At 63.9% G+C, this 18,985-nt stretch carries 16 protein-coding genes; 9 read left to right on the top strand and 7 right to left on the bottom strand.

The genetic code is table 11. The annotated features are described in order from the left end of the window. Positions 1-154: 154 nt before the first annotated feature. The 5 genes from CH42_RS09740 to CH42_RS09720 all read left to right on the top strand — a co-directional run bounded on the left by CH42_RS09740 (position 155) and on the right by CH42_RS09720 (position 8,395). Positions 155-778 carry a phosphoribosylanthranilate isomerase gene (locus CH42_RS09740; RefSeq protein ID WP_053353006.1) on the top strand — a complete coding sequence of 208 codons (624 nt, stop codon included), beginning with the start codon at positions 155-157 and terminating at the stop codon, positions 776-778. A gap of 63 nt (positions 779-841) precedes the next feature. Next, complete coding sequence (locus tag CH42_RS09735; RefSeq protein WP_082309386.1) at positions 842-2,848, top strand: BCCT family transporter; 2,007 nt, start codon at positions 842-844, stop codon at positions 2,846-2,848. Positions 2,849-2,976: 128 nt separating this feature from the next. Continuing rightward, complete coding sequence (locus CH42_RS09730; protein WP_053353005.1) at positions 2,977-5,991, top strand: glycosyl hydrolase; 3,015 nt, start codon at positions 2,977-2,979, stop codon at positions 5,989-5,991. Positions 5,992-6,029: 38 nt separating this feature from the next. Beyond that, positions 6,030-7,427 carry an LPXTG cell wall anchor domain-containing protein gene (locus CH42_RS09725; RefSeq protein WP_162231083.1) on the top strand — a complete coding sequence of 466 codons (1,398 nt, stop codon included), beginning with the start codon at positions 6,030-6,032 and terminating at the stop codon, positions 7,425-7,427. A 116-nt stretch (positions 7,428-7,543) separates the two neighbouring features. Continuing rightward, positions 7,544-8,395: a M23 family metallopeptidase gene (locus CH42_RS09720; RefSeq protein WP_082309385.1), complete on the top strand. Its 852-nt coding sequence runs from the start codon at positions 7,544-7,546 to the stop codon at positions 8,393-8,395. Here CH42_RS09720 and trpD read toward each other — a convergent pair. Beyond that, positions 8,376-9,452, bottom strand: coding sequence for an anthranilate phosphoribosyltransferase (trpD, locus tag CH42_RS09715; RefSeq protein ID WP_053353003.1), 1,077 nt, complete (start codon positions 9,450-9,452; stop codon positions 8,376-8,378). The genes CH42_RS09720 and trpD overlap by 20 nt on opposite strands. Before the next feature lie 196 nt (positions 9,453-9,648). On the opposite strand from trpD, the gene ctaE reads away from it, so the two are divergent. Genes ctaE through qcrB form a run of 4 tightly spaced genes read left to right on the top strand, consistent with a single transcriptional unit; the run spans position 9,649 to position 13,873 of the window. Further along, positions 9,649-10,263 (top strand): aa3-type cytochrome oxidase subunit III, encoded by a 615-nt coding sequence (gene ctaE, locus CH42_RS09710; RefSeq protein ID WP_053353002.1) that lies wholly within the window; start codon positions 9,649-9,651, stop codon positions 10,261-10,263. A gap of 20 nt (positions 10,264-10,283) precedes the next feature. After that, on the top strand, positions 10,284-11,093 hold the full coding sequence (qcrC, locus tag CH42_RS09705) for a cytochrome bc1 complex diheme cytochrome c subunit (RefSeq protein WP_053353001.1): 810 nt from the start codon (positions 10,284-10,286) through the stop codon (positions 11,091-11,093). A gap of 45 nt (positions 11,094-11,138) precedes the next feature. After that, positions 11,139-12,251 carry a cytochrome bc1 complex Rieske iron-sulfur subunit gene (gene qcrA, locus CH42_RS09700; protein ID WP_053353000.1) on the top strand — a complete coding sequence of 371 codons (1,113 nt, stop codon included), beginning with the start codon at positions 11,139-11,141 and terminating at the stop codon, positions 12,249-12,251. After that, positions 12,248-13,873 (top strand): cytochrome bc1 complex cytochrome b subunit, encoded by a 1,626-nt coding sequence (gene qcrB / locus CH42_RS09695; RefSeq protein WP_053352999.1) that lies wholly within the window; start codon positions 12,248-12,250, stop codon positions 13,871-13,873. The genes qcrA and qcrB overlap by 4 nt, the downstream gene beginning before the upstream one ends. A gap of 497 nt (positions 13,874-14,370) precedes the next feature. Here qcrB and CH42_RS09690 read toward each other — a convergent pair whose 3' ends face one another. From CH42_RS09690 to CH42_RS09665, 6 genes are all read right to left on the bottom strand, one after another. Next, positions 14,371-14,889 (bottom strand): TetR/AcrR family transcriptional regulator, encoded by a 519-nt coding sequence (locus CH42_RS09690; RefSeq protein WP_053352998.1) that lies wholly within the window; start codon positions 14,887-14,889, stop codon positions 14,371-14,373. Between the two features lie 3 nt (positions 14,890-14,892). Continuing rightward, entirely contained in the window at positions 14,893-15,336 is a 444-nt protein-coding gene (locus CH42_RS09685; protein ID WP_053352997.1) for a GNAT family N-acetyltransferase, read from the bottom strand. An 11-nt stretch (positions 15,337-15,347) separates the two neighbouring features. Further along, positions 15,348-15,770, bottom strand: a complete 423-nt coding sequence (gene ctaF / locus CH42_RS09680) for an aa3-type cytochrome oxidase subunit IV (RefSeq protein WP_053352996.1) — start codon at positions 15,768-15,770, stop codon at positions 15,348-15,350. Positions 15,771-15,788: 18 nt separating this feature from the next. Further along, positions 15,789-17,432: an aa3-type cytochrome oxidase subunit I gene (ctaD, locus tag CH42_RS09675; RefSeq protein WP_053352995.1), complete on the bottom strand. Its 1,644-nt coding sequence runs from the start codon at positions 17,430-17,432 to the stop codon at positions 15,789-15,791. A 16-nt stretch (positions 17,433-17,448) separates the two neighbouring features. Further along, on the bottom strand, positions 17,449-18,297 hold the full coding sequence (gene ctaC / locus CH42_RS09670) for an aa3-type cytochrome oxidase subunit II (RefSeq protein ID WP_053352994.1): 849 nt from the start codon (positions 18,295-18,297) through the stop codon (positions 17,449-17,451). Positions 18,298-18,459: 162 nt separating this feature from the next. Beyond that, positions 18,460-18,837 carry a HesB/IscA family protein gene (locus tag CH42_RS09665; protein WP_053352993.1) on the bottom strand — a complete coding sequence of 126 codons (378 nt, stop codon included), beginning with the start codon at positions 18,835-18,837 and terminating at the stop codon, positions 18,460-18,462. Positions 18,838-18,985 lie beyond the last annotated feature (148 nt).

Genomic DNA, 18,985 nt, shown 5'->3' with positions numbered 1-18,985 from the left:
TGCGAAGTAGCGCTTGCGTATTGCATTCACGAGGAGTTCATACGCGCTCTCCGGCGCACCGCCCCGACACGAACCGGAGCGATCGGGCTACGCTGAAGTGTCGAAGACGCCCGGCACTACGAGTGCAGGGCCAGGGCCAAACGAGAGACACCGGATGTACGTCAAAATTTGCGGACTGCGCGAACCGCAGCACGCCGCCCTCGCCGCAGAGTTCGGCGCCGACGCGGTCGGGGTGGTCATGAGCCCCGCGAGCCCGCGCCACGCCAGCAGTGACGAGGCGCGCAACGTACTGAGTGCTGCGCGCGCCGTCCGCGCCGGCATCGACACGGTGCTGGTCGTGAATACGTTGCCCGCCGACGAGGCCGCTCGTATCGCCGCGGACCTTGGGTTCGACGTGCTGCAGCTCCACGGCGCCTACACCGCGCGCGACGTCACCGTGGCCCAGGAGATCATTCCGCGGGTCTGGCGCGCGACGTCGCTCGCCGACGCTCCGCAGCTCCGCGCCGGCGAGCTCGGCGAGGAACGACTGCTGCTGGATGGGGCCGTGCCCGGATCGGGATCCTCCTGGAATGTCGCTCCCCTTGGCGTCCCGGGCGAACTGCGCGAACGCATTGGCGACTCGTGGCTGCTGGCCGGCGGCCTCTCCCCCGAGAACGTCGCCGACGCCATCGTCGCGGCGCGGCCGGGTGGAGTCGATGTTTCGAGCGGCGTGGAGTCGAGCCGCGGGGTCAAGGACCCGGATCGCATCGCCCGCTTCATCGCCGCCGCCCACGGCTGAGCACGCCGCAATCGACTTGCTTCACCCCGCACCGACCGCTTCGAACGGAGAGGGATCCCACGCATGAGCACCTCGCAGCCGCCCGGCAAACGCACTCGCAAAATCACACTGCCCGCGCCGCCGCCGCTCCCCCACCCCGGCCTGATTCCCGGCATCGGCGTGGAGCAGACGGGCGTGCGTTTCGCGACGAACTGGGTTGTGTTCGGCGTCGCCATGACGTTCACTCTCGGGGTCATCGTCTGGGCGTTCATCGCTCCAGATTCGATTGCGGTCGTCGGCGGCTCGTCACTCCAATGGGTCACCGAGCACTTCAGTTGGCTCTTCGGTGCACTCGCCATTTCGGTGGCGGGCTTCATGCTGGTCGTCGGTTACGGTCGCACCGGCGGAATCCGACTGGGCGCCGATGACGAAGAGCCCGAATTCACGACGACGTCGTGGATCTCGATGCTCTTCGCGGCAGGGCTCGGAATCGGTCTCCTCTTCTATGGGCCGCTCGAACCGCTCACGTACTTTCTCAACCCGGCACCGGGAGTCGACGTCGAACCGGGCAGTGCCGATGCCGCATTGCCCGCTCTGGCGCAGACCATTCTCCACTGGGGCCCGATCGCCTGGGCGTTCTACGCCCTCGTCGGCGGCGCCATCGCTTACAGCGCGTATCGTCGCGGGCGCGCGCCGCTGATTTCCGCGCTCTTCGAACCCGTATTCCCGGGCAGCAGTCATCGCGTGCTCGGGCGCGTGATCGACATTTTCGCCATCATCGTGACACTCTTCGGCACCGCGGTTTCGCTGGGTATCGGTGCGCTGCAGATCGAGAGCGGGTTCCGCCTGGTCACCGGACTCGGCCCGATGGGCAACGCGTTCATCATCGGCGCGATCGCCATTCTGACGGCGTTGTTCATCGCCTCCGCGGTCTCCGGCGTGAAGAAGGGCATTCGGCGGCTCTCGAACCTGAACATGGCGTTGACGGGCGCGCTCGGAGTCTTCGTGCTGATCGCGGGCCCGACCGTCTACATCCTGAATTTCATGCCCGCCTCACTCATCGAGTTCTTCGCGCAGGCGCCCGCCATGCTCGCCCGCAACCCAAACCAGGGAGAAGCCGCGACGACCTTCCTCTCGAGCTGGACCACGTATTACTGGGCATGGTGGGTCTCGTGGACGCCGTTCGTCGGCATGTTCATTGCCAAAATTTCGCGCGGTCGCACGCTTCGAGAGTTCGTGACCACCGTTGTGCTGGTGCCTTCGGCAATTGTGGTTGCCTGGTTCGTGATCTACGGCAGCACCGCGATCTTCCAGACGTCTCGGGGTGCCGATCTCGAAGCCGGCGGTTCGGGTGAGGCGGTCCTCTTCGAAGTGCTCCATGAGTTGCCCCTCGGCGCAATCACGTCGGTGGTCGCGATGGTCGCCGTGCTCGTATTCTTCGTAACCGCGGCCGACTCAGCCTCGATCGTCATGGCTTCGATGTCGCAGGGTGGGCGCCCGGAGCCGGCGAAGTGGGTCACGATTGTCTGGGGTCTCCTCCTCAGTCTGATCGCTGTGTCGCTCCTGCTCGCCGGCGGGCGGGATACCCTCTCAGGTCTGCAGTCACTGATGGTCGTATCGGCGCTCCCGTTCGCCGTGATCGTCATCGGGATCATGATGTCGTGGGCGAAGGATCTGCGCACCGATCCGTACCTCATCCGCCGAGCGTATGCCCGAGCCGCCATCGCGCAGGGCGTGCGTCGCGGCATCGACGAGTACGGAGACGACTTCGTTTTCGGCACCGATCAGGTGCCCGCCGACGAGGGCGCCGGTGCCGGCTTCGACAGCGACGACCCAGCCCTCACCGACTGGTACGTCGACGCGACCACCGGTCCGATCCAGCAGATCACTCCGCCAGATGTGCAGCGGACGCTCGACCCCGGGCGCATCCAGCCGCGCGGGCCCGAACGCGCTGACCACACGGCTTCGGGCGACGCGTCGCTCGCCACGGGTCGCCGCTCCCCCGACGGTCGCCCCATTGCGAAGCGCGATCTCTCCACGGCATCTGAGCACTCGCACGACATGCGTGAGGACGACGACACGCGCTCGTGACTCCCCCGAAACGTTGACGTCGTTTCCGGCCGTTCACTAAGCTGGGAGGCGCACTGTTTTGAAACGATTCAACTCAACGGCGAGTGCAGAGGTGCATTGACGCCGTTGTCGCAAGGGAGCGCACACGCATGTCTTCACCCGTCCACGGGCAGCCGTCTGGCCTGACTCGCCGACAACTGCTCAGATACTCGGCGATTACGGCCGCTGGGGTCGCGGCCGCGACATCCGCGAGCCCTGCCTGGGGCGCGCCGCCCCTGGGCGCGGGCGATAGTGCCGCCGCCACGCCCACCCTCGAAGGTTTCACGGCGCCGACGGCGGCGACCGCGCCCCGATTCCGCTGGTGGTGGCCGAATGGTCAGGTCGACCTCGATGAAATCGCTGCAGAGGTGCAGCAAGCAGCCCGTTCGGGGTTCGGCGGCCTGGAGATCTCTGACGTGCACCACAGCGTCAAGGGCGGGCTCGATCTCGACACGTATGGCTGGGGCGGCGAGCACTGGGTCGCCGCCGTCGAACGCGCGTTGCAGACCGCGGCCGAAGAAGGCATCGAGATCGATATCACACTCGGACCGTCATGGCCGGCGGCGACGCCGAACATCACACCGCAATCTGCGGCCGCGATCAAGGAGCTCGCGCACGGCAGCGTAACCCTCGCACCGGGCGCCGAGTTCAGCGGCGCACTGCCCGAACCGATCACTCCACCGGATACCGGCGTGACAGAGCGCCACTTGATCGCAGTGCATGCGTTCGAAATCGTCACCGTCGTGACCAACAAGCCGACGGTGCTCAAGCGGGGCAGTTTCATCGATCTCACCGCCCAGGCTTCCGGCGAGACGCTCTCGTGGACGGCACCCGGCACGGGCGGCAACTGGGTACTGCTCACCTATTGGGAGCGCGGCAGCGGTCAACGCCCCGAAGGCGGCGATCACACGAACCCGACGTCTTATGTCGTCGATCACTTCAGTGCGGCGGGCGCCCAGACGCTCATCGACTACTGGAAGACGAATCTGCTGACCCCGCGCATCATCGAACTCCTCGGTTCGGTGGGGGGCACGTTCTTCGAAGACTCTCTCGAAATCGAGACGCACGCCACCCTGTGGACTCCGGCGATCGCCGCCGAGTTCCAGACCCGCATGAGCTACGACATCCTGCCATTCCTCGCCGCCATCGTCGAGACCAAGGAGAAGTACCAGTACGATTTCGACGACATCGTGACGACCCGGGTGCGCGACGACTACAACCAAGTCATGAGCGAGCTGTACTCGGAACACCATCTGATCCCGCTTCGCGATTGGGCGCACTCATACGGCCTCGAGTACCGGGTGCAGGCGTACGGCCTCGAGCAGGATTCGCTCGAGCAGGCCGGCATCGTCGACATTCCTGAGACCGAGTCACTCGGGGCGAAGAACATCGACGACTACCGAGTGCTCGCGAGCGGCCGCGACATCGCCGGACGCACGCTGCTCAGTTGCGAATCCTCCGCATACCTCAATAAGGCATACCTCACGACCTGGCGTAATGAGGTGCTGTTCACACTGGCCGAAACCTTCTGCGGAGGCGTCAATCAGACCGTCCTGCACGGGTTCCCGTATGCGGCGGCACCGGGTGCCGGATGGCCGGGTTTCGCAGCGTTCTCCCCGTATAACGGAGGCGTTGGCTATTCGGAGGCCTGGGGACCCCGCACCCCGGTGTGGGGGCATCTCGATCGCGTCGCGGCAGCGATCGCACGGACGCAGTGGGTACTGCGTCAGGGGCGCGCCGAATACGACATCGCGTTCTATCGCCAAAAGGGCTGGGCGCAAACCGGCATCGGCGCGCCGTGGGCAACCGCCTCGGGAATACCGATTGGCTGGACGCACGGATTCCTGAACGAATCCGGCCTCTTCCAGGAGGCATCAGTGCTTGCCGGCGGTCGCTTCGCTCCCGACGGTGGAAACTATCGGGCCCTGATTCTCGACATCGACCGGTTCCGCGGCAACGAGGCGACGATGTCGGTGCGAGCCGGCGAACGCCTGCTGGAACTCGCGCAGGGCGGGCTTCCGCTGGTGTTCTTCGGTGACTGGAGCAAGCCGGCGTCGACAGGCTACCGCGACGCGGCGACGAACCAACGGGTGGCCGAGATCATCGCCGCGCTGCACGCGCTGCCCAATGTGGCGTCGGCTGCTGGCAACGACGACATCCCCGTTGCGCTCGCTGCGCTCGGCGTGCAGCGCACCGCCAGCTATGCGTTCTCAAACCTCAAACACATCCACCGCGTCGCTGATGGAGTGGACTACTTCTACCTCGTGAACGCGAAACACAACCCCGCAAAAGACAAGCTTGTGCGCATTGAACAGGAGGTTGCACTCACCGCCCGCTCCGAGTCGCACGTGCCGTACGAACTCGACTCGTGGACCGGGGAGGTGCGACCGATCGCGCGCTACACCCGCGACGGTGCCACGGTCTCACTCACTATTCGTCTGAACCCTGCGCAGTCCACCGTGGTCGTGCTCGCGCCGGAAGGCTGGGCCGGAACCGTCACACCCCGAGCTGTGGTCACAGCCACAACAGGTGACGCCATTGCCGTCGAACGCGACGGAACGGTTGTCTTGCATTCCACGCAACACGGAACCCACACGGTCGCGTTTGCGGATGGCAGAGAGAAGCGCACACTCGTCCCCGCCCTTCCCGACCCCATTGCGCTCAACGACTGGTCGCTCGCGCTTGAAGATTGGCATCCCGGCGGGGACGGGGTGAGTACGGAGCGTTCGACGACGCAGATCGATTCGACGCCGCTCGGCGCCTGGAAAGATCTCGGGTTCGCGGACACTGCAGGCGTCGGCACCTATCGCACCACGTTTACCCTCGACGGGGCGTGGCGCGCAGGAACCGGTGGCGTCCGACTCTCACTCGGTCAGGTGCTCGACACGTTTAAGGTCTGGGTCAACAGCGCACCAGTCGCCCACGTTGACCTCACGGACACCGAGCTCGACATCTCGGAGTATGTACGTTCGGGTCGCAACACGCTTCGCATCGAAGTCGCCTCTCCGCTCATCAATCGCCTGCGTGTAGTCAACCCCGCGGTGTACGGCTCCATCGCCAGCCAGTCGTACGGGCTCATCGGCCCGGTGTCCGTGGTCCCCTTCGGAAAGGCGCGGGTGGCCTGATCATGCATCTCATTCAGTTCATCAACAGAAAGCGCACGATGTCACTCTCCCGCACAGCGCCCCGCATCGACCACGTCATCGGCCGCCTCGCGGCGGCGTCGGGACCACGGCGGGCGATGCACAGTTCGGGTGCCGGATCGAACCGGCTCGTCGGCACCGCCGTGGTCGTCGGTCTCGCGCTGGCTGGCATCGCACTCCCGTGGAGTTCGCCAGCCGCCCACGCGGTTGATGCCACCATCGGCGGAATCGTCCGTGAGGGTGATACGGTGCTCGATCGCGTCGAGGTATCCGCCTACCGATGGGATGACGGAGTCGGGGCGTACGTGTTCGAGCAGGAAACCGAATCCGACGCCAGCGGGGCCTGGCAGCTCGGGTTCCTGCCCGACGGCGCGTACACCCTGAATTTCGCCACCGATGTCTCGAACGCCCGGTTCGCGCTGGGTGAGTCACTTGGCGGCAACGCTGACTACTCCGACGATTCTCCAGAGTTCACGATTGCAGACGGAGCAACGAACGATGGTGCATTCGCTGATGTCAGCCTCACACGACTCGGAGGCGAAGCGGTGCTGCGCGTCGTCGAAGGCGATGACACCCTCATCGACCTCGATGACGCGGCCGCACAGTTGCGCGGCATCGATGCAGCGGGTGCCTCTGTGACTTCGGCCCGCGTCTTTGCCGACGCGGATGGCACCGTGACCATTCCCCGGATTCCTTCCGGAGGGTATGTACCTTGGGTGGCAGCCCGCGGCAGTGACTTCGCACCGTCGACGACCGACGCGCTCATCTTCTCCCAGGATCACATCGATTTCGGCGACCTCGAACTCGGAACCGGCCCCGAAGCCACCCTCGAAGCCGCCGCGCCAACGCTGTCAGGCGATGCCCGAGTCGGAGCGGTGCTCACCGTCATCGACCCGGAGTTTGCCGCGGCGCCCGACTCGATCTCGCACCGTTGGAGCGCCGTCGCCCTCGAGCACGCGAGCACGGAACTCGCACTCACTGATGCACACGCCGGCGCGACAGTGTCCGCCTGGGTCTTTGCACATGCGGCCACCAGCGTCCCGTACATCGGGGTCGTCTCATCTCCCCCGGTCGCTCCGTCGACCTCGGGTGCTGCGGACGCCGGTTCAGACGCCGACTCGGCCAACGCCACCGCCGATGCCGACGCTGCAGTCGACGGCGGATCCGGCTCAGCGGGAGCCGCGACTGCCGCCAGCGACGCTAGCGCCGCGGCGAGTTCGAACGCCGCCGGAGCCGGCTCACGCGGTGCGGACGGTAGCAGCGACGGGCGTGGATCGGGAAGCGACGATCACGGGACACTCCCCATTACCGGCGGCACGGTCGCGGCAACGGCACTTCTGGGCGCGGTCCTCATCGCGGTGGGAGCTCTGGTCTTCGTACGGCGACGGCACATGCGCAGACTCGAGGAGTCCGCATAACTGCAGGTCGGGGCGGGTTTTCCGCCCCGACCTGGCACGAGGTCACCAGATCTTGTAACCTGAACGTTATCTTTCGGGTTGAAGATCAGCACCCCGATCCCAACCCGAAAGCCCGCATGACCGATCCTGAACCTCGCCCGGCGCAGCACGTTGGTACGTCCGGCACGACGCTCGGTCCTGGCGACTCCGTAGTCAGCCCGCGCGTCGCCCACGTGCCCGACGATGCCCCACTGGCAGATTCCCCTGTGCCTCGGCCGCGTCATCGCATCGCACGACTTGCCGCAGGTATCAGCGTCTGCGCACTCGTGGGCACGCTCGCACTGCCGCTGGTGCAGCAGTCGAACGCGCTCGAAACGCCTGCCGCACAGCAGAAGCTCTTCTCGGAAGTCACAGGTAACGACGTGCCTTCGACGCTCACGGAAGTCGCAATCGTCGACACGGACGAGCCCTCAACGATCGGATACGAGTTCCGCGCACGCTCCCTGGTCAACTATCCTTTCGCGTCACCGGTTCCGCTGACGGACACGTTCGGGTATCGCACCGCACCCGTCGCGCAGTTTCATGACGCGCAAGACTTCGGGGCGGGCGCTGGCACACCCGTACTCGCCATCGCCGATGGAACGGTACTCGAGGCGGGCTACGCCACCGACGGCTGCGGGTTCGGCCTGAAGCTCGAGCACGAGATCGACGGCCAAGAGGTGACCAGCCGCTACTGCCACATGCAGAACGACTCGCACACGTGGAAGGTGGGAGACACCATCAAGATGGGCGATCCCGCCGGCAAAGTCGGCGCGACGGGAATCGCCTTCGGCGCACACCTCCACCTCGCACTCCGCGTGAACGACAAACCCATCGATCCGATGCCGTTCCTTGCGAAGTACTACCGGCTCGACCGCGACGCTCCCGCTCGGTCGACGCAGAGTGCCACGGCAACAACCGAGCCAGCAACTACTGGGAAACCGGAGTAGCGCCAGCCGCCGAAGTCGCCCCGGCCCATGCTGCGAGCTTCGCCGCAGCTCGTCCGGAATCGATGGCGTCAGCGGCGACCTGCAGTTTCTCCGCGAGGCGATCGAGCAGTGCTCGCTCGACCGACTCGGGGTTCTGGGCCAAGTCGAAGGCGACAAGGCCTGCCGCCGCATTTAGCAGCACGATGTCGCGAACCGGGCCGGTCTCGCCCGCGAGAACGCGGCGCACGACCTCGGCGTTCTCCTCCGGGGTGCCGCCGACCAAGTCGCTGATCTGCGCGCGCGGGATCCCCAGATCTCTCGGGTCGATGTCGTGCTCGGTGAGCCCGCCTCGACTGACCTCCCACAGTCGGGAGTGACCGGTAGTCGTGAGCTCGTCGAGGCCATCATCTCCACGGAAGACCAGCGCGGAGGCACCGCGAAGGCGGAACACACCGACGAAAATCGGGACTCGGTCGAGATCCGCGACGCCGACTGCCGACGCCTCTGGGCGCACCGGATTGCACAGCGGCCCGAGGAAGTTGAACACCGTTGAGATGCCGAGATCTTTGCGTGCTTCGGCCACGTGACGGAAACCGGGGAGGAATCGCGCGGCGTGCACGAACGCGATCCCGGACTCTTCGAATGCGGTCACCAACTGCCGTGCGTCAAGACCGAGATAGATGCCGAGTGCGCTCAGCACATCGGACGCCCCCGACAGACTGCTCGCTGCACGGTTGCCGTGCTTGACGACCGGCGCACCAGCGGCCGCCGCGGTGATCGACGCCATGGTCGAGATATTGACGGTGCCGAAACGATCGCCACCGGTGCCCACAATGTCCAGCGACATTGCCGGAAGCTCAATCGGTAGCGCTTCCGCAAGAATGGCGTCGCGGAAACCGATGGTCTCATCGACCGTCACGCCCTTGGAGCGGAGCGCAACCAGAAACGCCCCGATCTGAGCCCCGCTGGCCTCACCCGTCATGAACCTTGACATTGCCCACTCGGCCTGAGAGACGCTGAGATCGTCGCCCTCGAGCAGTGTCGTTAGTACAGTCGGCCAGGTACGTTCGTCGATCATGGCTCGATTCTATCGAGGGCCCGAAAACCGCGTCGTGGCGCCACTTCATCGGATGAATGCGGGTCGCTTGAGGCGCTTCAGGGCCCCCGGAAGACGGTAGGCTACCGGGGAAGGATGCAGAAAGTTCGGCGCGCCGTGTCCGAGTGAAAATGCACACCTGACTTTCAGCCATAATGGAGGGGTGACAACGACCACTATGAATACCAAGTCAGCCGTGCCTGCGGTGAAGCGACCGAATATCGTCGCCGTCGGCACGATCGTGTGGCTCGGCAGCGAGGTCATGTTCTTCGCGGGCCTCTTCGCGATCTACTTCACGCTGCGCGCAATGAACCCCGAGCTGTGGGCAGAACAGACCGAGAAGCACAACTTCACGTTCGCGCTGATCAACACGCTGATTCTGGTCGCGTCTTCGTTCACTGCTCAGGCCGGCGTCTTCGCCGCCGAGCGCATGCAGCCGCGCGCCACCGGAGCGAGCCCGAAGAAGTGGGGCACCGTCGAGTGGTTCTACCTCACGTTCTTCATGGGAGCGATCTTCGTCGCGGGCCAGTCGTTCGAGTACGCGACGTTCGTTTCCGAGGGCATCACCCTCGCTTCTGATCCCTACGGTTCAGCCTTCTACATGACCACCGGCTTCCACGGCATCCACGTCTCGCTGGGTCTGGTCGCATTCCTGCTGGTCATTGGTCGCATCTACGCGGTCAAGAACTTTACGCACAAAGAAGAGACCACTGCTGTCGTGGTGTCGTACTACTGGCACTTCGTCGACATCGTGTGGATCATCCTCTTCATCGTCATCTACGTCCTCAAGTAGGGTCAGGAGTCATCGACAACATGGTTCGCACCAAGAAGAACCTGCGCAAGTCCGGCCGCCGGCACCCGCTGGCCACAGCCGCTCTCGTCGCAGTCGGTCTGCTCGTGACCGGCGCCGCGTACGCCGGCTTCAGCCAGACGTCGGCAACGGCAGAGGTCGATCTGACCTCGCCCGCCACCATCGAAGCCGGCGAGAAGCTCTTCGGCGCCAACTGCGCCACCTGCCACGGTGCCGCAGCTCAAGGAACGAACGACGGCCCGACGCTGATCGGCGTCGGCGCGGCCTCGGTGAACTTCCAGGTCGGCACGGGGCGTATGCCGCTTGCTTTCCAGGGCCCGCAGGGCATGGTGAAGCCTCAGCAGTTCACCGAGGAGCAGACGCTGCAGATGGCGGCCTATGTCGCCTCGCTCGCTCCCGGCCCGGCACTGCCTGAGACGCAGTACCTCCAGGCCGACAGTGACGACGAGGGCGTTGCGAATGGCGCCGAGCTCTTCCGCATCAACTGCGCGATGTGCCACAACGTGGCCGCGGCAGGCGGTGCGCTCACCGAGGGCAAGTTTGCGCCGAAGCTCACCGGGGTGGCCCCGACGCACATCTATGAGGCCATGATCACCGGTCCGCAGAACATGCCCGTGTTCAACGACGCGAACATCTCTCCGCAGGACAAGGCCGACATCATCTCGTACCTCAAGTACATCGAGAACCAGCCGGCCGTCGGTGGATTGACCCTTGGGTCGATCGGCCCGGTCGCAGAGGGCCTCTTCATCTGGGTGATCGGACTGGGTGCCGTGATCGGCCTCACGGTCTGGGTCACCGCGAAGTCGAACTAGTCGACGACGCACACAGCATTCATGAGTCAGGAGTCAAGGAGCAACATGGCAGAGGAAGCGAAGCACAACGGCGAACACGCCGTTGTCGCCGCGGACGGCCACGGCTCGGTCGAAGCCGCCGTCGGTACCGCGGTGATCTCGTCCGACGCCGTGCAGAATCCGGGCCTGCCCCCGCATCGCAAGCGCGTCACGGATCTTGATCCGAAGAAGGCGAAACGTGCTGAACGCACCGTTTACACCCTCTTCTACCTCTCGATCGCCGGCAGCCTCGGCGCCGTGCTTGCCTACATGTTCTTCCCGATTGAAACGGGAGATCTCATGGCGGTGCGCCTGCACACCATGTTCGTCGGCCTCGGCATGGCACTCGCCCTGCTCGCCGTCGGCATCGGTGCGGTGCACTGGGGCAAGGCCATCATGGCCGACCACGAGTCGATCGACATCCGCCACGACGTTGCCAGCGATACGCCGACCCGCGAGGCGTCGGCCGAGGTCTTCAAGCTGGCCGATGAGGAGTCGGGCTTCTCCCGTCGCTCGCTGGTGCGCAACAGCTTGATCGGCGCATTGATTGCGTTCCCGCTGCCGGGCATCACGCTGCTTCGCGGCTTGGCGCCGCAGGATCGCGACGCCGTGGAACTGCTGCATCACACGATGTGGACGGAGGGCGTGCGTCTTGCGCGCGATCCCTCTGGCGTTCCTATCAAGGCCAGCGAAGTTACGATCGGTTCCGCCTTCCACGTCATTCCCGAAACCCTCAATCACGAGGATTTCGAGAAGATGACGCTCGACGAGCGTGGTGGCAGCACCCATCTGCTTGATGCCAAGGCCAAGGCCATCGTTCTGCTCATGCGACTCGATCAGAAGGACCTCAAGGAGCTTCCCGAGCGCGAGGGCTGGTCGTACAACGGCATCGTCGCCTACTCGAAGGTCTGCACCCACGTCGGTTGCCCGGTGGCGCTCTACGAGCAGCACACGCATCACCTGCTGTGCCCCTGCCACCAGTCGCAGTTCGATGTCTCCGAGCACGCCAAGGTGATCTTCGGGCCGGCGAAGCGACCGCTTCCCCAGCTTCCGATCACTGTTGACGACGAGGGCTACCTCGTCGCGCAGAGCGACTTCCACGAACCCGTCGGCCCGAGCTTTTGGGAGCGTCTCAAGTGAGCAGCACCGTCACCGAAACACCGTCGAGCCAGCAGGCTCAGAGCGGATCGAGTCGCTTCACCGCCGCTGCGGCGAACTACATCGACGAGCGCACCAAGATTGGTGTCGCCGTCAAGGAGTTCGGACGCAAGGTCTTCCCCGACCACTGGTCGTTCCTGCTCGGTGAAGTCGCGCTCTACAGCTTCGTCGTCATCCTGCTCTCGGGCACCTTCCTGACGCTGTTCTTCCAGGCGTCGATGGTTGAAACGCACTACACCGGCCCGTACGTGCCGATGAAGGGCGTGGAGATGTCGGCCGCGATGGCGTCGACGCTCGATATCTCGTTCTCCGTGCGCGGCGGCCTGCTCATGCGTCACGTGCACCACTGGGCAGCGCTCCTCTTCGTCGCCTCCATCGGCCTGCACATGCTCCGTATCTTCTTCACGGGCGCATTCCGCAAGCCGCGCGAGCTCAACTGGGTGATCGGCTTCGTGCTCTTCATCCTGGCCATGGCAGAGGGCTTCACCGGCTACTCGCTCCCCGACGACGTGCTCTCCGGCAACGGCCTCCGCATCATCGACGGCATCATCAAGGCGATCCCGGTCGTGGGCACCTACCTGTCGTACTTCTTCTTCGGAGGCGAGTTCCCGGGTACTGCCATCGTCGGTCGCCTCTACATGCTGCACATCATGGTGCTGCCCGCCCTGGTCATCCTCTTCGTCGCGATGCACCTCGCGTTTGTGATCATTCACAAGCACACCCAGTACCCTGGCCCGGGCAAGACGCAGCAGAACGTGGTCGGCTTCCCCATCCTCCCGGTCTACGCAGCGAAGGCCGGCGGCTTCTTCTTCATCGTGTTCGGTGTGATCGCGTTGATCGCATCACTCGTCGGCATCAACCCGATCTGGAACTACGGACCGTACGACCCATCCCCCGTGTCGGCGGGTACGCAGCCTGACTGGTACATCGGCTTCGCCGACGGCATGCTCCGTCTCGTACCTCCGGGCCTCGAGACCGAGTGGTTCGGTTGGACATGGTCGTGGAACATGTTGCTGCCGCTGGGCATCATCGGCCTGTTCATCGTGCTCGTCATGGTCTACCCCTTCATCGAAGCTTGGGTCACCGGCGACAAGCGTGAGCACCACATCCTGGACCGCCCCCGCAATGCGCCGACGCGTACCGCAATCGGCGCTGCCGGTGTCACGTTCTACGCAGTGATGTGGGCCGGTGCGAGCTCCGACCTGATGGCGACGCACTTCCAGCTGTCGATGGAAGGCGTCATCCACGCGCTGCAGTTCCTGCTCATCTTCGGGCCGATCTTCTCCTACCAGGTCGCGAAGCGCATTTGCCTCGCCCTGCAGAAGAAGGACCGCTCAATCGCGCTGCACGGCTACGAATCCGGTCGCATCGTCCGAATGCCCGGTGGTGAGTTCATCGAGGTGCACAAGCCGCTCGACGCATACGAGTCGTGGCAACTGGTGAGCTACCACGACTACGCGCCGCTGATGCTCCGCCCGAACGATGATGGCCGCATCCCGTTCTCCAAGCGACTGCGAGCCGGTTTCAGCCGTTGGTTCTTCGAAGACCGCATCGTTCCCCCCAGCAAGGGTGAACTCGAGCAGGGACACCACGAGGGCCACTAACCCCTCAGTCCCGCTCCGCGGCTCACAAGAACGCCCCATCCGAACATTTTCGGATGGGGCGTTCTGCGTTCTCCACCCCCACGGCGAATGCGGTTCACGAAGCCGCAGTACCGACTCAATCCAACATGCCGAGCCGCCAGAGGTGCACACGTTACCGGCTGCCGGCAAACGAACCCCTCGCGCACGCGTGACATCATCCAAACCACTACAGCGCGGTAGCTTCGCGAGCAGCTGCTGCCCTGGCTCATGCACACCGCCGAGTACGGTACGTGGCAGGTCAGTCTGGCTCCTGCGCTGCGCGGGGACGACCCGGGGCCGACACACGATTCGACGGTAAAGCACTCCTCCGCATACCTTGCGCGTACCGAAAGTTCCGCACCAGCTTTGCCGCACTCGTTCAAGACACGGGCGGGCGCCGCACGGTTCAACTCGCGATCAGTGACCCTCGCGTCCCGCTTTGAGGCACGCGGATACGTCGTTCGAGCGATGTTGAGGCGTCAGCTGATGTCGCAGAGGGCACGATCCAGAGAATCGATCGCAACACTCCCGAACCGAGCAGTCATCCAAGCAGATCCGAGACGATCTCGTAGTTCTGCGAGAATCCGTGCGAGTGGGGCACGAAGCTCGGCGACACCTAACGCTGCGAATGCCTGCAACACGCACTGAAGCTCGGCCGGCGTCGTGATATTGCTGACTACTTCCATGGCGCCACAATGCGCCTGAGGGCTGACTCGAGGAAGCTCTGCGTCTTGCCCAGAGACGTCGACGTCCCCTATGACGAGGCTGGGCACGACGAGCCCGGTGAGTATCTGCGATGCGAGGGTGCAGCATTCGAGAAAAAGAGCCTGCTTCGTCGCAAAGCTCGCGTAGACGTGTGGTTGGGGCACATCTGCCCGCGCGGCAATGCCGGCGGTTGATGCCCCTTGAAAGCCAAAGAGGCCGAACTCGATGAGTCCGGCCTCTCGGAGACGTTGACGGTTCTCGCCGGGCTTTCGCCGCGCACGACGTTCCGTCATGCGCTATCCCAGTTCGAGAATCTTGCGATAGTGCTCACCAACCGCTTCAAAGCCGCGGTGATTGTAGAAGGACCCGAATCGAGCGGTCGAGGCCGACAGCTGTCGCACGCCACGTCCCATGCAGTAATGCTCGTTAGCCTGCATCAGTCGATCGCCGACTCCGTGGCCGCGTGAACCTTCGTCGACCACGATCTCTTGGAGATGTGCGGTAAGACCCGGGGCGTGCAACAGCCGAGAGACCGTCATCAACGAGTAGCCGACCACACGATCTTCGAGCTCCGCAACGAAGAGCACGTTCGCTTCCTGGTCGCGGTGCCGCAGCACGTTGTCGAAGGCGACGGTGAACTCATCGCGACCGATGGGCTCGCGGCCCGTGGTGAACTGGCGCGCCAGTCCAAGAACGTCTGCGCCGTCTTCGCTGCGACCGCGTCGAATGATGATTCCCAATTGCAACCGCCTTAGCGCGCGAAGTTACCGCGGTAGTACTCGTACACCCAACCGACGACACCGACGATGACGATGGGCAGAGTCAAGAACGACAGCCAGAAGTTGAACCCGATGCAGAGGCCGAGTACCACGATTGCGGCGCCGAACGCGAGCACGAGCGGCCACCAGCTCCAGGGGCTGAATTCGCCGAGCTCCGGGTCTCCATCGTCGATATCGGAGTCCTCGAGATCTTCGACGAGCACGCCGCCCTGCTTGCGCTGCACAAGCACAAGGTAGGAGGCAATGAAGCCCGTCAAGGCACCCGACAACAGAATCGCGGTGGAACCGACCCATTCGACATAACCGTGAGCAATGATGTTCCACACGGTGTACACCGCGGCAAGCACGACCAAGTAGACCGTGAGAATCCAGAAGATAACGATATTGGATTTCATAACTGGTGACTCCTCAGCTCACTGCTTGTCAGCGAGCTCGCGCTCGGTCTGCCGAATCGGCTGCTCCACACCGCTGATCTCGGGGTGGTTGAGATCGAATGCGGGCGACTCCGAACGGATGCGCGGGATCGACGTGAAGTTGTGGCGCGGCGGCGGGCAGGAGGTCGCCCACTCGAGCGAACGTCCGTAGCCCCACGGATCATTGACCGTGACCTTCGGTGCGCGGCGCGCGGTGATGTACACGTTCAGCAGGAACGGAATCATCGATGCGCCGAGAATCATCGCGCCAACGGTCGAGAGCTGGTTGCCCCAGGTCACGCCATCAGAGGGCAGGTAGGTGTAGTAACGACGCGGCATCGCCATGACGCCCAACCAGTGCTGCACGAGGAACGTGGTGTGGAACCCGATGAAGAGTACCCAGAAGTGGATCTTGCCGAGACGCTCGTCGAGCATCTTGCCGGTCCACTTGGGCCACCAGAAGTAGAAGCCCGCGAACATCGCGAACACGACCGTTCCGAAGACCACGTAGTGGAAGTGCGCGACCACGAAGTACGTATCCGACAGGTGGAAGTCGAGTGCCGGCGACGCGAGAATGACGCCCGTGAGACCGCCGAAGACGAAGGTGACCAGGAAGCCGATCGACCAGAGCATGGGCGTTTCGAACGTGATCGATCCGCGCCACATGGTGCCGAGCCAGTTGAAGATCTTCACGCCCGTCGGCACGGCGATGAGCATCGTCATCAGTGCGAAGAACGGCAGCAGTACCGAGCCGGTCACGTACATGTGGTGAGCCCACACGGTCATGGAGAGCGCGGCGATCGCAATGGTTGCGTAGATCAGCGTCTTGTAACCGAAGATCGGCTTGCGGCTGAATACCGGGAAGATCTCGGACACGATGCCGAAGAACGGCAGCGCGATGATGTACACCTCGGGGTGACCGAAGAACCAGAAGAGGTGCTGCCAGAGAATGGCACCGCCCTCACCGTTGTAGATCTGAGCGTGGAAGATTCGGTCGGCGGCGAGGCCGAACATCGCCGCAGCGAGCACCGGGAACACCAGCAGCACCAGGATCGAGGTGATCAGCGTGTTCCAGGTGAACACGGACATGCGCCACATCGTCATGCCCGGAGCGCGCATCGTGATGATCGTCGTGATGAAGTTCACGCCGCCCATGATGGTACCGAAACCGGAAACGCCGAGGCCAAGCACCCAGAGATTGCCGCCCACACCTGGCGAGTACGTCATGTCTGACAGCGGGGCATACGCGAACCAGCCGAACGAAGCCGCTCCCTGCGGGGTGAGGAAGCCACCGACGGCGATCAGCGAACCGAACGTGTAGAGCCAGAACGCGAAGGCGTTGAGTCGCGGGAAGGCGACGTCAGGAGCGCCGATCTGCAGAGGCATGATGACGTTGGCGAAGCCTGCGAACAGCGGGGTCGCGAACATCAGCAGCATGATGGTGCCGTGCATGGTGAACAGCTGGTTGTACTGCTCTTTGGTCGGAATGACTTCGAGGCCCGGCGCAAACAGCTGCGCACGGATGACGAGAGCCATGAGGCCGCCGATCAGGAACCACACGAAGGAGCTGATCAGGTACATGTACCCGATCACCTTGTGGTCCGTGGACGTCAGCCACGAGACAATGACATTGCCCTTCTTCATGTTTTCGTATCCCTCGTTACTCGTTCTGAGCCTTGGCCTGGTCGCTCTGGAACTTCTCCTGGTTCGGGTTCAGATCTTCAGAGACCTGCCCCTCGTTCCCGGCTTCGCGGAGCGACTTGACGTAAGCGTCGTACTCGTCTTGTTCGACGACCTTGACCTGGAAGAGCATCATCGAGTGGTACTCGCCGCAGAGTTCGGCGCACTTGCCCATGAAGGTGCCGGTCTTGGTCGGAGTGAAGCTCATGTAGTTCGTCTGACCCGGGATCATGTCCTTCTTGTAGAGGAACTCCACCACCCAGAAGGAGTGAATGACATCGCGGGTCTCGAGACGGATCTCGGTGGTCTTGTCGACCGGCAGGTAGAGCACCGGCATGGTGTCGGCCTCGGCCTCGCCGTCGTCATCGGTCTGCACCTGGACGCCCTGGAAGTAGACATCGTCGTTGACGTAGTTGAAGTCCCACGACCAGCGCTTGCCCACAACCTCGACAATGTTCTCGGGGTTGTCGTAGCGCGCCTCGATCTTCGACTGTTCCTGTGCGGTGAACGCGAAGAAGCCGATCACGAGGATCACGGGAACGACCGTGAAGAACGTCTCGATCGGCATGTTGTAGCGCAGCTGCACGGGCAGACCGGTCTGACCCTTCCGGCGCCGGTACGCGATGGTGGCCCAAATGATGAGCCCCCACGTGATGACGCCCACTGCAAGCAGCACGATCCAGGAGGTGACCCAGAGGCCCGTCACTCCATCGGTGTGGTTCGTGGCCCCCTCGGAGCCCGCAGGGAGGAAGCCTCGCTGCTGCTCGGGAGTACAGCCCGCCAGGAGCAGCGCTGCGGAGAGCGCTACCGGGGCCGCGACCCATTTCATTCGACGATTGGAACGCACCGCATACCTTTCGAAAACATTGTTTCGCTTCGATTCGCACGCATGCGAGCGAAGCTGATGACTCCCTGACAGCTTAGCGCGAACACGACCGTTCCCCGAACCACGAAGGGGTGTCGCGGATACTGGTGTCGCGCGGGCGCGGATTCAGCTGAAGCTGTCGCCACATGCGCAGCTACCCTGCGCGTTCGGATTGTCGATTGTGAAGCCCTGCTTCTGAATCGTGTCCTCGAAATCGATCGTGGCACCGTTGAGATACGGAATGCTCATCGCATCGACGACCACGCCGACACCGTCAAAGTCGACCACTGCATCGTTGTCGAGCTCGCGCTCATCGAAGAACAACTGGTAGATCAGACCCGAGCAGCCGCCGGGCTGCACGGCGATGCGCAATCGCAGGTCGTCTCGCCCCTCCTGGGCGAGCAGGCTGCGCACCTTGTCTCGTGCGTTTTCGCTCAGTGCGACGCCGTGCGCCTGTTCTGCTGCGGCCGCGGTACCCGCCGGTGCGATCGTATCGATGCTCATACGTAACTCCTCGCTCACGTCGTGATCGTTCGCAAGCAGTCTACCGCGCCGGGCGCGTCGTGAACGCGGAGCCGAGCACGGTACTCTGGGGGTATGTCGGTTCCGGCCGATCACCCGCATGCACCGAGCGCGTGCAGCACCACCGGGC

It is taken from the genome of Leucobacter musarum subsp. musarum, assembly GCF_001273845.1.
Lineage (GTDB): Bacteria > Actinomycetota > Actinomycetes > Actinomycetales > Microbacteriaceae > Leucobacter > Leucobacter musarum.
This window is presented reverse-complemented; position numbering and strand designations above follow the sequence as displayed.